Here is a 13,620-nt window from a genome sequence, read left to right as displayed (position 1 = left end):
TCCTGAGGTCGGGCGGCCGGGCGGCCGCCTACGCGCATCTTACCCAACCGTGCGGCGCAACGGTGTGCCGCACGGTTGGCGGGCCGGAAAGGTTCAGGCCTTGCGCGGCAGGTCCGACGCCTGGATCAGGAAGACGGCGTCGTCGCCCGCGCTGGTGGGCAGCCACGTGAGTTCGAGGCCGCCGAATGCCGCTTCGACGTGCTCGCGCTCGTTGCCGATCTCGACGACGAGCACGCCGTCGTCGTGCAGCCAGCGGTGCGCTTCGGCGACGATGCGTCGCACGATGTCCATGCCGTCGTCGCCGCCTGCGAGCGCCATCTCCGGCTCGTGCCGGTATTCGGGCGGCAGCGCGGCCATCGACGATGCGTTCACGTACGGCGGGTTCGTCAGGATCACGTCGTAGCGCGAGCCCGGGTCGGTGCGGAATGCGGGCAGGGGTGCGTAGAGGTCGCCGCGGTGCAATCCGATGCGGTCTTCGAGACCGTAGTCGCGCACGTTGATCTCGGCGACTTCGAGCGCCTTGTCCGACAGGTCGACCGCGTCGATCTCGGCGTTCGGGAACGCGCTTGCCGCAAGGATCGCGAGGCAGCCGGAACCGGTACACAGTTCGAGCACCGCGCCGACCTGCTCGGGATCGGCGACATACGGCTGCAACCCGTCGTCGAGCAGCTCGCCGATGAACGAGCGCGGCACGATCACGCGTTCGTCGACGTAGAAGCGGTGGCCATGCATCCACGCTTCATGCGTGAGGTAAGCGGCCGGCACGCGATCGGTCGCGCGCCGCTCGATCACCGCGAGTACGGCCGCGATTTCGTCGGGCAGCAGGCGTGCGTCGAGGAACGGTTCGAGCGTGTCGAGCGGCAGGTCGAGCGTGCGCAGCACGAGATAGGCCGCTTCGTCGTACGCGTTGTCGGAGCCGTGGCCGAACGCGAGCTTCGCCTTCGAGAAGCGCGTGACCGCGTAGCGCAGCAGGTCGCGAACAGTGGCAAAAGGTGTCGTCATGCGAGGCTCCATCAGGCGATCAGTTGTTCGAGCACGCGGCGGTACACGTTCTTCAGCGGGTCGATGAAGCGCACCTCGATGTGCTCGTCGATCTTGTGGATGCTGCCGTTCGGCGGGCCGAACTCGATCACCTGCGGGCAGATGCGCGCAATGAAACGGCCGTCCGACGTGCCGCCCGTCGTCGACAGTTCGGTCGTGATGCCAGTCTCGGTACGGATCGCATGCTCCAGCGCGCCCGACAGCTCGCCGCGCGGCGTGAGGAACGGCAGGCCGCTGACCGACCACTTCAGCGTGTATTCGAGGCCGTGCTTGTCGAGGATCGCGTGCACGCGTGCCTGCAGGCCTTCGACCGTGCTGGCGGTCGAGAAGCGGAAGTTGAACAGCAGGTCGGCGTGACCGGGGATCACGTTGGTCGCGCCGGTGCCGGCGTGCAGGTTCGACACCTGCCAGGTGGTCGGCGGGAAGTATTCGTTGCCTTCGTCCCACTGTTCGGCGGCGAGCTCGGCGAGCGCCGGCGCGAGCAGGTGGATCGGGTTCTTCGCGAGGTGCGGGTAGGCGATGTGGCCCTGCACGCCCTTGACGACCAGTTCGCCCGACATCGACCCGCGGCGGCCGTTCTTGACGACGTCGCCGAGCTCGGCGGTCGACGTCGGCTCGCCGACGATGCAGTAGTCGAGGCGCTCGCCGCGTTCCTGCAGCAGTTCGACGACCTTCACGGTGCCGTCGGTGGCCGGGCCTTCCTCGTCGCTCGTGATCAGGAACGCGATCGCGCCGCGGTGGCCGGGGTGGGCCGCGACGAATTCCTCGGAGGCGACGACGAACGCCGCGAGCGACGTCTTCATGTCGGCCGCGCCGCGGCCGTACAGCTTGCCGTCGCGATGGGCGGGAATGAACGGCGGCGAGGTCCACTGCTCGAGCGGGCCGGTCGGCACGACGTCGGTGTGGCCCGCGAACGCGAGCAGCTTGCCGTCGCGGCCGTCGGCGCCGCGCTTGACGGCCCACAGGTTGGTCACGCCGTGCGACGCGATGGTCTCGCATTCGAAGCCGAGCGCGGTGAGGCGCTCGGTCATGATCTGCTGGCAGTGCTGGTCGTCGGGCGTCACGGACGCGCGGGCGATCAGCTGTTCGGTAAGGGCTAGGGTGGCGGACATGGTTCGGACCACTTTCGATAAAAAATGCCGGCGCGGTGGCCGGCAGCGACAGGACGTCGGGCTGCGCCGGCAGGCGCAGCGCGGGCGGCCCTATGCGGCAAACAGCGCCGCGTATTGATCGGCCACGAAGCCGAGCGATTTCACGCGGCCGTTGACGACGAGCACGGGGCGCTTGATGACCGACGGCTTGTGGATCATCAGCGCGACCGCGCCGGTCTTCGTTTCGGCGGCCGCCTTCATTGCGTCGTCCAGGCCGCGCCACGTGGTGCCGCGCTTGTTCACGAGCGCGTCGAGCGACACGTCCTTCAGCCAGTCTTCGATCAGCGGCGCGCTGACGCCGAGCTTCTTGAAATCGTGGAACTCGAACTCGACGCCGTGATCGTCAAGCCACACGCGGGCCTTCTTCACGGTGTCGCAGTTCGGAATGCCGTAGACGACCACGGTGTGCGGCTTCGCCATCAGTCGCCTCGCAGCAGCTCGTTCAGGCCGACCTTCGCACGCGTCTTCGCGTCGACCTTCTTGACGATCACCGCGCAGTACAGGCTGTGCGAACCGTCCTTCGACGGCAGGTTGCCGGCGACGACGACCGAGCCGGCCGGGATGCGGCCGTAGCTGACTTCGCCCGTCTCGCGGTCGTAGATCTTCGTGCTCTGGCCGAGGTACACGCCCATCGAGATCACCGAGTTTTCCTCGACGATCACGCCTTCGACGACTTCCGAGCGCGCGCCGATGAAGCAGTTGTCTTCGATGATGACCGGGTTCGCCTGCAGCGGCTCGAGCACGCCGCCGATGCCGACGCCGCCCGACAGGTGCACGTTCTTGCCGATCTGCGCGCACGAACCGACCGTCGCCCACGTGTCGACCATCGTGCCTTCGTCGACGTACGCGCCGATGTTGGTGTACGACGGCATCAGCACGACGTTCTTCGCGATGAACGAGCCGCGGCGCGCGATGGCCGGCGGCACGACGCGGAAGCCGCCCGCGGCGAAATCTTCCGCCGTGTAGTTCGCGAACTTCGACGGCACCTTGTCGTAGAACTGCGAGTAGCCGCCGGCCGGCATCGGTGCGTTGTCCTCCAGGCGGAACGACAGCAGCACGGCCTTCTTCAGCCACTGGTGCACGGTCCAGTTGCCGTCGATTTTCTCGGCGACGCGCAGCGCACCTTTGTCGAGTTGCTCGATCGCGTGAGCGACGGCTTCGCGGACGTCGGCCGGCGCGGCCTTCGGCGACAGCTCGGCGCGGTTTTCCCAGGCGGTATCGATGATTTGCTGAAGTTGTTGCGACATGTTCGTTTTCGCAGGAAAAGGATGGAATTGATCGGGATGGACGATTACCGCGCGAGGGACCGGCAGAAATCGACGATGCGTTGCGCGCCCTCGACGCATTCGGGGGTGCCCGCGACGAGCGCGATCCGGATGAAATCGCGGCCCGGATTCGTGCCGTGCGCATCGCGCGCCAGGTACGAGCCGGGCAGAACCGTCACATTATAGTCGGCGTACAGGCGGCGGGCGAACTCGGTGTCCGACAGGCCGGTGCGCGACACGTTGGCCCACAGGTAGAACGCGGCGTCGGGCAGTTTCACGTCGATCACGTCGGCGAGCATCGGCGTGACCGTATTGAACTTCTGCAGGTACAGCGCGCGGTTCTCCTGCACGTGCGCCTCGTCGTTCCACGCGGCGATGCTCGCGTGCTGCCAGACCGGCGACAGCGCCGCGCCGTGGTACGTGCGGTACAGCAGGAACTGCTTGAGCAGCGCCGCGTCGCCGGCGACGAAGCCCGAGCGCATGCCCGGCACGTTCGAGCGCTTCGACAGGCTCGACAGCATCACGAGGCGCTCGAAGCCGCGGCCGAGGCGGTGCGCGGCCTCGAGGCCGCCGAGCGGCGGCGCCGCTTCGTCGAAATAGATTTCCGAATAGCACTCGTCGGACGCGATCATGAAGCCGTGGCGGTCGGACAGCGCGAACAGCTCGCGCCAGTCGTCGAGCGTCAGCACGGCGCCCGTCGGGTTGCCCGGCGAGCACACGTACAGCAGCTGCGTGCGCGCCCAGACTTCGTCGGGCACGGCCGCGTAGTCGCACGCGAAGTTGCGGGCCGGGTCGCTGTTCGCGAAATAGGGTTCGGCACCGGCCAGCAGCGCCGCGCCTTCGTAAATTTGATAGAAAGGATTCGGACAGAGTACGATCGCCTTCTCGCCCTGCGCGGCCGGGCGCGCGTCGATCACGGTCTGCGCGAGCGAGAACAGCGCTTCGCGCGACCCCGACACGGGCAGCACCTGCGTGGCCGGATCGATCGCCGGCAGCCCGTAGCGGCGCTCGAGCCAGTGCGCGATCGACGTGCGCAGCGCGTCCGAGCCGGCCGTGGCCGGGTACGACGCAAGGCCGTCGAGCGCGGCGACCACGGCGTCGCGGATCAGCGCCGGCGTTGCGTGCTTGGGCTCGCCGATGCCGAAGCTGATCGGTTTGAGGTCGCCGGAAGGCGTCACGTCCTTGAACAGGGCGCGCAGCTTTTCGAAGGGATAGGGCTGGAGCGAGTCGAGTCGAGGGTTCACGGGCGAAGCGGCCATCGCGGCCGGTTGGAGCGAAAGAAGCGGCGGGCGCGCCGCGCGGCTGCGAACGGGCGCCGGAGGCGCGCGGGTCGCAACGGATGATTATAGCGTGACGGAATGCGGTCACGGCCTGCCGGAACGGCGGCCGGGCCGGTCGAATAAAGGGTATCGAACCAAATGAATAACGCGGTACGCGGCAGCCTGCCGACGCTGGCCATCCTGATCGGCGCTTCGGTATGGGGCCTGATCTGGTATCCGTTGCGGATCCTCGCGTCGCTCGGCGTGACGGGCACGCTGGCGAGCGCGCTGACGAGTCTCGTCGCGTTCCTGTTCGTGGTCATCGCGCGGCATCGCACGATCGCGACGCTGCGCTGGCACTGGGTGCTGCCGGGCATTGCGTTGACGGCCGGCGTGACGAACCTCGGCTTCGTGTGGGGCACGATCCACGGCGAGGTGCTGCGCGTGATGCTGCTGTTCTACCTGACCCCGGCCTGGACCGCGATCTACGCGCACTTCCTGCTGCGCGAGCGGCTGACCTGGGCAGGTGCGGGGCTCGCGGCGCTGTCGATCGGGGGCGCGATGCTTATGCTGTGGTCGCCGAAGCTCGGCTTGCCGCTGCCGGCCAATCCGGCCGAATGGGCAGGCCTCGCGGCCGGGCTGAGCTTCGCGATGAGCAACGTGCTCGTGATCAAGGCGAGCCGCGAGCTGCCCGACATGCGCGCGGAAATGCGTACCGCAACGCTGTTCGGCGGCGCGGCCGTGTTCGGGGCGATCGCGTCGCTGTTCGAGGGGCTGCCGGCCGCGCCGGCGAGCGGCCAGCTGGGGATCGCCGCGCTGATCATCGCCGCGATCGGCGTGACGATGGCGTCGAACAACCTGCTCGTGCAATACGGCCTGGCGCGGGTGCCGGCGAACCGCGCGTCGATCATCATGCTGTTCGAGATTGTGATCACCGCGCTGTCGGCGTGGGTGTTCGCGAGCGAGCTGCCGACCGCGCGCGAATGGGCGGGCGGCGTGTGCATCGTGCTGGCGACGCTGCTGTCGAGCCGGGTCCATCGGGCCGCGCCCGCACCGGACAAACCCGGCGACGGTCGGGACGGCGCACGCGCGATGGTATGATGGAAGCCGTTTGCGGGGCCCAACGCTGTATGCGCGCGGCCCCGTTTTTGAATTCCGGGGCGCGTCGCGCGCATGGGCCGTCCGGCCCCGTGCAATGCGGTCCCGTCCGTTTCACACCTTCTTCACATCCGATACCGCCGTGCGTCTGAGCTCGATCAAACTCGCTGGCTTCAAATCCTTCGTCGATCCCACGCATTTCCAGGTTCCGGGCCAGCTTGTCGGCGTGGTAGGCCCGAACGGGTGCGGCAAGTCCAACATCATCGATGCCGTGCGCTGGGTGCTCGGCGAGTCGCGAGCCTCCGAGCTGCGCGGCGAGTCGATGCAGGACGTGATCTTCAACGGCTCGACCGCACGCAAGCCCGGCAGCCGGGCCAGCGTCGAGCTGATCTTCGACAACTCCGACGGCCGTGCGGCCGGGCAGTGGGGCCAGTACGGGGAGATCGCCGTGAAGCGCGTGCTGACGCGCGACGGCACGTCAAGCTACTACATCAACAACCTGCCGGCACGCCGCCGCGACATCCAGGACATCTTCCTCGGCACGGGCCTCGGGCCGCGTGCCTACGCGATCATCGGGCAGGGCATGATCGCGCGGATCATCGAGGCGAAGCCGGAAGAACTGCGCGTGTTCCTCGAGGAAGCCGCCGGCGTGTCGAAGTACAAGGAACGCCGCCGCGAAACCGAGAACCGCCTGCACGACACGCGCGAGAACCTGACGCGCGTCGAAGACATCGTCCGCGAACTCGGTGCGAATCTCGAGAAGCTCGAGGCACAGGCCGTCGTCGCGACCAAGTACAAGGAACTCGTCGCCGACGGCGAAGAGAAGCAGCGCCTGCTGTGGCTGCTGCGCAAGAACGAGGCCGCCGGCGAGCAGCAGAAGCAGCAGCGCGCGATCGAACAGGCGCAGATCGACCTCGAGGCGCAGACGGCCAAGCTGCGCGAAGTCGAGGCGCAGCTCGAGACGCTGCGCGTCGCACACTACTCGGCAAGCGACGCGATGCAGGGCGCGCAGGGTTCGTTGTACGAGGCGAATGCCGAAGTGAGCCGCCTCGAGGCCGAGATCAAGTTCATCGTCGAATCGCGCAATCGCGTGCAGGCGCAGATCGCCGCGCTGAACGCGCAGCGCGAGCAATGGCGCGCGCAGGCCGAGAAGTCGCAGGACGAGCTCGAGGAAGCCGAAGAGGCGCGCGCGATGGCCGACGAGAAGGCCGCGCTCGCCGAAGACAACGCGGCGTCGAAGCACGACGCGCTGCCGGCGCTCGAAGCGAAGTGGCGCGATGCGCAGGCGCAGCTCAACGACGAGCGCGCGCGGATCGCGCAGACCGAACAGTCGCTGAAGCTCGAAGCCGCGCACCAGCGCAACGCCGACCAGCAGCTGCAGCAGCTTCAGCAGCGCCATGAGCGCCTGAAGGGCGAAGCGGGCGGGCTCGACGCGCCGGACGAGGCGCAGCTCGAGGAGCTGCGCATGCAGCTGGCCGAGCAGGAAGAGATCCTCGCCGAGGCGCAGGCGCGCCTCGCCGATGCACAGGAAACGGTGCCGCGGCTCGACGGCGAACGCCGTGCCGCGCAGGAGCGCGTGCAGGCCGAAGCCGCGCAGATCCACCAGCTCGAGGCGCGTCTCGCCGCGCTGAAGCAGCTGCAGGAAAACGTGCAGACCGAAGGCAAGGTGCAGCCGTGGCTCGACAGGCACGAGCTCGGCGCGCTGCCGCGTCTGTGGAAGAAGCTGCACGTCGAGGCCGGCTGGGAAGCGGCGCTCGAGGCCGTGCTGCGTGAGCGCCTCGCCGCGCTCGAAGTGTCGAATCTCGACTGGGTGAAGGCGTTCGCGACCGATGCGCCGCCCGCGAAGCTCGCGTTCTACGCGCCGCCCGCGGCCGGCGAGCCGCCCGCCGCGGTGGCCGGGCTGCGTCCGGTGCTGTCGCTCGTGCGCATCGACGACGCAGGCATCCGCGCGGTGCTGAACGACTGGCTCGGCAACGTGTATGTCGCCGACGACGTCGCACAGGCGCTTGCCACGCGCACGCAGCTGCCGGCAGGCGGCGCGTTCGTCGTCAAGGCGGGCCATATCGTCACGCGCGTCGGCGTGCAGCTGTACGCCGCCGATTCGGAACAGGCCGGGATGCTGGCCCGCCAGCAGGAAATCGAAAACCTGACGCGCCAGGTGCGCGCCCAGGCGCTGCTCGCCGACGAGGCGCGTACGGCCGCCGTGCGTGCGGAAGCCGCGCACACGCAGGCCACGCAGGCGCTCGGCGACGTGCGCGCGCAGGCCGAACGTGCGACGCAGCGCGTGCACGCGCTGCAGATGGACGTGCTGAAGCTCGCGCAGGCGCACGAACGTTACACGCAGCGCAGCACGCAGATCCGCGAGGAACTCGAGGAAATCGGCGCGCAGATCGAAGAGCAGCGCGCGCTGCGCGCGGAGTCGGAAGCGAATTTCGAGCGTTTCGACGGCGAACTCGCGGAGCTGCAGGCGCGCTTCGAAGACAACCAGCTCGCGTTCGAATCGCTCGACGAATCGCTGACGCAGGCGCGCCAGGAGGCGCGCGACCTCGAGCGCGGCGCGAACGATGCCCGCTTCGCGGCGCGCAACGCGGTGACGCGGATCGACGAGCTCAAGCGCAGCATCCAGGTCGCGCACGAGCAGAGCGAGCGCGTTGCCGGGTCGCTGGAAGACGCACGTGCCGAACTCGAGACAATCAACGAGCAGACCGCGCACACCGGCCTGCAGGACGCGCTCGAAATTCGCGCGGTGAAGGAAGAAGCGCTGCAGGCCGCGCGGATCGAGCTCGACGACCTGACCGCGAAGCTGCGCGCATCGGACGAGCAGCGCCTCGTGGCCGAGCGCTCGCTGCAGCCGCTGCGCGACCGCATCACCGAATTGCAGCTGAAGGAGCAGGCCGCGCGCCTGTCCGTCGAGCAGTTCGCCGAGCAGCTCGCGACGGCCGAGGTCGACGAGGCCGCGCTGTCCACGAAGCTGACGCCGGACCTGAAGCCGTCGTACCTGCAGGGCGAGGTCACGCGCCTGAACAATGCGATCAACGCGCTCGGCCCGGTGAACATGGCCGCGCTCGACGAGCTGAAGGCCGCGAGCGAGCGCAAGGTGTTCCTCGACGCGCAGTCGGCCGACCTGATCGACGCGATCACGACCCTCGAGGACGCGATCCACAAGATCGACCAGGAAACCCGCACGTTGCTGCAGGGCACCTTCGACGAGGTCAACCGCCACTTCAGCGACCTGTTCCCGCGCCTGTTCGGCGGCGGCCAGGCGAAGCTGATCATGACGGGCGACGAGATTCTCGATGCCGGCGTGCAGGTGATGGCGCAGCCGCCGGGCAAGAAGAACGCGACGATTCACCTGCTGTCGGGCGGCGAGAAGGCGCTGACCGCGACCGCGCTGGTGTTCGCGATGTTCCAGCTGAACCCGGCGCCGTTCTGTCTGCTCGACGAGGTCGACGCGCCGCTCGACGACGCGAACACCGAGCGTTTCGCGAATCTCGTGCGCGCGATGTCCGACAAGACGCAGTTCCTGTTCATCTCGCACAACAAGATCGCGATGGAAATGGCGCAGCAACTGATCGGCGTGACGATGCAGGAGCAGGGTGTGTCGCGGATCGTTGCGGTGGACATGGAAACCGCCGCGGGTTTTGCCCAGAATTGACGTTTGACGAAACCGGACCGCGTTCGCGCGGCGCATGAGGCGCCCGTTCGCGGTCCCGACGAAAAAGAATTGCTGATGGAGCGTGCATGGACGAGTTGACACTCGGTTTGATCGGCGCGGGCGCTGTCGTGGTGGGCGGCGTCGTGGTCTACAACGCGTGGCAGGGTGCGAAAGTGCGGCGCAGGATGCCGCGCCCGATGCCGGAGGAAGCGGCCGAGGCGATGAATCGCCCCGAGCGCGATGACGAGTTGCCGTTCATCGAACCGGTGCGTCAGCCGGTGCGCCGCGAGCCCGCGGCACCGGTCGCGGCCGCCGCCGCTGCGACGGCTGAAGCCGCGCGCGTCGAGCCGACGTTCGGTGGTGCGGCACCGGCCGACATGCCGGCCGATCTGCAGGCCGAGGCAACGGGCGCGGACACGCAGTCCGAAGTGACCGAGCCGGCTGCGGGTGAAGACGCCGTGCCTGCCGCCGCGCACGAAGCGCCGGCCGGCGCGGCCGAGCCGACCGAACCCGTGCTGCCTGCCGCGACGACGATCTCGTCGGCGCCGCCGGCGATCGTCGACCGCCGGATCGACTGCATCGTGCCGATCCGCCTCGCCGGGCTGCTGCCGGGCGACAAGATCCTGCCGGCCGCGCAGCGGCTGCGCCGCGCGGGCAGCAAGCCCGTGCACATCGAAGGCAAGCCGGAAGGCGGCCAGTGGGAGCTGTTGCAGAACGGCGTGCGCTACGAAGAACTGCGCGCGGCAGCCCAGCTCGCGAACCGCAGCGGCGCGCTGAACGAACTCGAATTCTCCGAATTCGTGACGGGGGTCCAGCAGTTCGCCGACGCGATCGACGGCGCACCGGAATTCCCGGACATGATGGAAACCGTCGCGATGGCGCGCGAGCTCGACGCGTTCGCCGCGCAGTGCGACGCGCAGCTGTCGATCAACGTGATGTCGGACGGCGCGCCGTGGTCGGCGAACTACGTGCAGGCGGTCGCATCGCAGGACGGGCTGCTGCTGTCGCGCGACGGCACGCGTTTCGTGAAGCTCGACGCGAAGCAGAACCCGGTGTTCATGCTGCAATTCGGCGATACGAACTTCCTGCGTGACGACCTCACGTACAAGGGCGGCAACATGATCACGCTGGTGCTCGACGTACCGGTCGCCGAAGAGGACATCCTGCCGTTCCGGCTGATGTGCGATTACGCGAAGTCGCTGTCCGAACGCATCGGCGCGCGCGTCGTCGACGATTCGCGCCGGCCGCTGCCGGAATCGACGCTGCTCGCGATCGAGCAGCAGCTGATGAAGCTGTATGCGAAGCTCGAAGAAGCGGGTATCCCGGCCGGTTCGCCGGTCACGCGCCGCCTCTTCAGCCAGTAACGCGATGGCGCGGACGGCGGGCTTCGGCGTCGCTGTCCGTCATGGCAGCGCACACCGCTTCGTGTGCGCTGCAACACGCGCATCGGGCTTGCATTGCACGCCCCGCCGCGGCGTCAAACTGAGATAATCGGGCATCCGATTTTTCAGAGCGACTCTGCCGCCAGCATGGCCCGAACCCAAGCCGAACCGCCAGCCAGCCAGCCCGACGCGCGCGCCGCGTGGCTGCGCGACCAACTCGAGCGGGCGAACTACGCCTACTATGTGCTCGACCAGCCGGATCTGCCCGACGCCGAATACGACCGGCTGTTCCGCGAGCTGCAGCAGCTCGAAACCGATCATCCCGAACTCGTGACGCCCGATTCGCCGACGCAACGCGTGGGCGGCGAAGCGGCAGGCGGCTTCACGCCGGTCGTCCACGATGCGCCGATGCTGTCGCTGAACAACGGTTTCGCCGACGAAGACATCGTCGCGTTCGACAAGCGCATCGCCGATGCGCTCGACAAGACGACGGATCTCGCCGGCTCGGTGACCGAGCCTGTCGAATACGCATGCGAACTGAAGTTCGACGGGCTCGCGATCTCGCTGCGCTACGAGCAGGGCGTGTTCGTGCAGGCATCGACGCGTGGCGACGGGACGACGGGCGAGGATGTGACAGAGAACGTGCGCACGATCCGCTCGATTCCGCTGAAGCTGAAGGGCAAGAACGTGCCGGCCGTGCTCGACGTGCGCGGCGAGGTGTTGATGTTCAAGCGCGATTTCGCACGCCTGAACGAACGCCAGCGCGCGGCCGAGCAGCGTGAATTCGCGAACCCGCGCAATGCGGCGGCCGGCAGCCTGCGCCAGCTCGACTCGAAGATCACCGCGCAGCGTCCGTTGTCGTTCTTCGCGTACGGGATCGGCGTGCTCGACGGGATGCCGATGCCCGACACGCACAGCGCGCTGCTCGACTGGTACGAGTCGCTCGGCCTGCCGGTGAACCGCGAACGTGCGGTCGTGCAGGGCGCCGAAGGCCTGCTCGACTTCTTCCGCAACGTCGGCGAGAAGCGCGAATCGCTGCCGTACGACATCGACGGCGTCGTCTACAAGGTCAACCGGCGCGACGAGCAGGAGCGCCTCGGTTTCGTGTCGCGCGCGCCGCGCTTCGCGCTCGCGCACAAGTTCCCCGCACAGGAAGCGCTGACGAAGCTCGTCGCGATCGACGTGCAGGTCGGCCGCACCGGTGCGATCACGCCGGTCGCGCGTCTCGAGCCCGTGTTCGTCGGCGGCGCGACCGTCACCAACGCGACGTTGCACAACGAGGACGAAGTGCGCCGCAAGGACATCCGGATCGGCGACACCGTGATCGTGCGCCGCGCGGGCGACGTGATTCCGGAGGTCGTCGGCGCGCTGCTCGACCGGCGTCCGGCCGATGCGGCGGAATTCGTGATGCCGACCGAATGCCCGGTGTGCGGCTCGAAGATCGAGCGTCTGCCGGACGAGGCGATCGCGCGCTGTACGGGCGGCCTGTTTTGCCCGGCGCAGCGCAAGCAGGCGCTGTGGCACTTCGCGCAGCGCCGCGCGCTCGACATCGACGGGCTCGGCGAGAAGATCATCGACCAGCTCGTCGAGCTGAATCTCGTGCGCACGCCGGCCGACCTGTTCAATCTCGGTTTCGCGACGCTGGCCGAGCTCGACCGCTTTGCCGAGAAGTCCGCCCAGAATCTGCTCGATTCGCTCGAGAAGGCGAAGCACACGACGCTCGCGCGCTTCATCTACGGGCTCGGCATCCGCCATGTCGGCGAATCGACCGCGAAGGATCTCGCAAAGCACTTCGGCTCGCTGACGCCGATCATGGACGCGTCGCTCGAGGCGCTGCTCGAAGTCAACGACGTCGGGCCGATCGTCGCCGAGTCGCTTCACCAGTTCTTCGCGGAAGAGCACAACCGGACCGTGATCGAGCAGCTGCGCGCGCCGGGCAAGGTCACGTGGCCGGAGGGGCCGCCCGCGCCGAGGGCGCCGCAGGGCGTGCTGGCCGGCAAGACGGTCGTGCTGACGGGCACGCTGCCGACGCTCACGCGCGATGCCGCGAAGGAGATGCTCGAAGCGGCGGGCGCGAAAGTTGCGGGCTCGGTATCGAAGAAGACGGATTACGTGGTCGCGGGCGCCGAAGCCGGCAGCAAGCTCGTGAAGGCCGAGGAACTCGGCATCCCCGTGCTGGACGAAGATGGTCTGCACCAACTCCTGGAGGGCAATACGCCATGATTCGCGAGATCCTGAAGATGGGCGATCCGCGCCTGCTCGAAATCGCCAAGCCGGTCGAGCGGTTCGATACCCCCGAACTGCACGAGATCGTCGCGGACATGTTCGAGACGATGCACCATGCGAACGGCGCCGGGCTGGCCGCGCCGCAGATCGGCATCGGGCTGCAGATCATCATCTTCGGCTTCGGCAACAACAACCGCTACCCGGATGCGCCGCCGGTGCCCGAGACGGTGCTGATCAATCCGAAGGTCGAGTACATGCCGCCGGACATGGAAGAGGGCTGGGAAGGCTGCCTGTCGGTGCCGGGCATGCGCGGCGTCGTCAGCCGCTATGCGAAGGTGCGCTACAGCGGCTTCGACCAGTTCAGCGAGAAGATCGACCGCGTCGCCGACGGGTTCCACGCGCGCGTGGTCCAGCACGAATACGATCACCTGATCGGCAAGCTGTATCCGATGCGGATCACCGACTTCACGCGTTTCGGCTTCACCGAAGTGCTGTTCCCGGGGCTCGACCCGACCGGCGACGACTGATCGCCCGGCTTCCGGC

The 13,620-nt window shown here is 68.1% G+C and carries 10 protein-coding genes; 5 read left to right on the top strand and 5 right to left on the bottom strand.

All coding sequences use genetic code 11. The annotated features are described in order from the left end of the window. Positions 1 to 93: 93 nt before the first annotated feature. The 5 genes from prmB to dapC all read right to left on the bottom strand — a co-directional run bounded on the left by prmB (position 94) and on the right by dapC (position 4,716). Positions 94 to 1,002, bottom strand: a complete 909-nt coding sequence (gene prmB, locus BLA15945_RS17985; RefSeq protein WP_174993040.1) for a 50S ribosomal protein L3 N(5)-glutamine methyltransferase — start codon at positions 1,000 to 1,002, stop codon at positions 94 to 96. Positions 1,003 to 1,013: 11 nt separating this feature from the next. Beyond that, positions 1,014 to 2,153, bottom strand: coding sequence for a succinyl-diaminopimelate desuccinylase (gene dapE, locus BLA15945_RS17980; protein ID WP_059233843.1), 1,140 nt, complete (start codon positions 2,151 to 2,153; stop codon positions 1,014 to 1,016). Positions 2,154 to 2,243: 90 nt separating this feature from the next. Then, positions 2,244 to 2,612: an ArsC family reductase gene (locus BLA15945_RS17975; protein WP_006478478.1), complete on the bottom strand. Its 369-nt coding sequence runs from the start codon at positions 2,610 to 2,612 to the stop codon at positions 2,244 to 2,246. Then, positions 2,612 to 3,439, bottom strand: a complete 828-nt coding sequence (gene dapD / locus BLA15945_RS17970) for a 2,3,4,5-tetrahydropyridine-2,6-dicarboxylate N-succinyltransferase (protein ID WP_006478479.1) — start codon at positions 3,437 to 3,439, stop codon at positions 2,612 to 2,614. The genes BLA15945_RS17975 and dapD overlap by 1 nt, the downstream gene beginning before the upstream one ends. Before the next feature lie 44 nt (positions 3,440 to 3,483). Beyond that, entirely contained in the window at positions 3,484 to 4,716 is a 1,233-nt protein-coding gene (gene dapC / locus BLA15945_RS17965; RefSeq protein ID WP_174993039.1) for a succinyldiaminopimelate transaminase, read from the bottom strand. Positions 4,717 to 4,875: 159 nt separating this feature from the next. Here dapC and BLA15945_RS17960 point away from each other — a divergent pair, with 159 nt between their 5' ends. The 5 genes from BLA15945_RS17960 (at position 4,876) to def (ending at position 13,604) form a co-directional block, all read left to right on the top strand. Beyond that, a complete protein-coding gene (locus BLA15945_RS17960; RefSeq protein ID WP_059233845.1) occupies positions 4,876 to 5,817 on the top strand; it encodes a DMT family transporter in 942 nt (313 codons plus the stop codon). Between the two features lie 139 nt (positions 5,818 to 5,956). Continuing rightward, positions 5,957 to 9,469 (top strand): chromosome segregation protein SMC, encoded by a 3,513-nt coding sequence (gene smc, locus BLA15945_RS17955; protein ID WP_059233846.1) that lies wholly within the window; start codon positions 5,957 to 5,959, stop codon positions 9,467 to 9,469. An 86-nt stretch (positions 9,470 to 9,555) separates the two neighbouring features. Beyond that, complete coding sequence (locus BLA15945_RS17950) at positions 9,556 to 10,833, top strand: cell division protein ZipA C-terminal FtsZ-binding domain-containing protein (RefSeq protein WP_059233847.1); 1,278 nt, start codon at positions 9,556 to 9,558, stop codon at positions 10,831 to 10,833. Between the two features lie 165 nt (positions 10,834 to 10,998). Continuing rightward, on the top strand, positions 10,999 to 13,074 hold the full coding sequence (gene ligA / locus BLA15945_RS17945) for an NAD-dependent DNA ligase LigA (protein WP_059233848.1): 2,076 nt from the start codon (positions 10,999 to 11,001) through the stop codon (positions 13,072 to 13,074). Continuing rightward, positions 13,071 to 13,604: a peptide deformylase gene (gene def, locus BLA15945_RS17940; protein WP_174993038.1), complete on the top strand. Its 534-nt coding sequence runs from the start codon at positions 13,071 to 13,073 to the stop codon at positions 13,602 to 13,604. The genes ligA and def overlap by 4 nt, the downstream gene beginning before the upstream one ends. The last annotated feature ends 16 nt before the right edge of the window (positions 13,605 to 13,620 follow it).

The sequence above is a fragment of the Burkholderia arboris genome, from assembly GCF_902499125.1.
Taxonomy (GTDB): domain Bacteria; phylum Pseudomonadota; class Gammaproteobacteria; order Burkholderiales; family Burkholderiaceae; genus Burkholderia; species Burkholderia arboris.
Note: the sequence above shows the minus strand (reverse complement) of the source record. Positions and strands in the feature narration are given on the sequence as shown.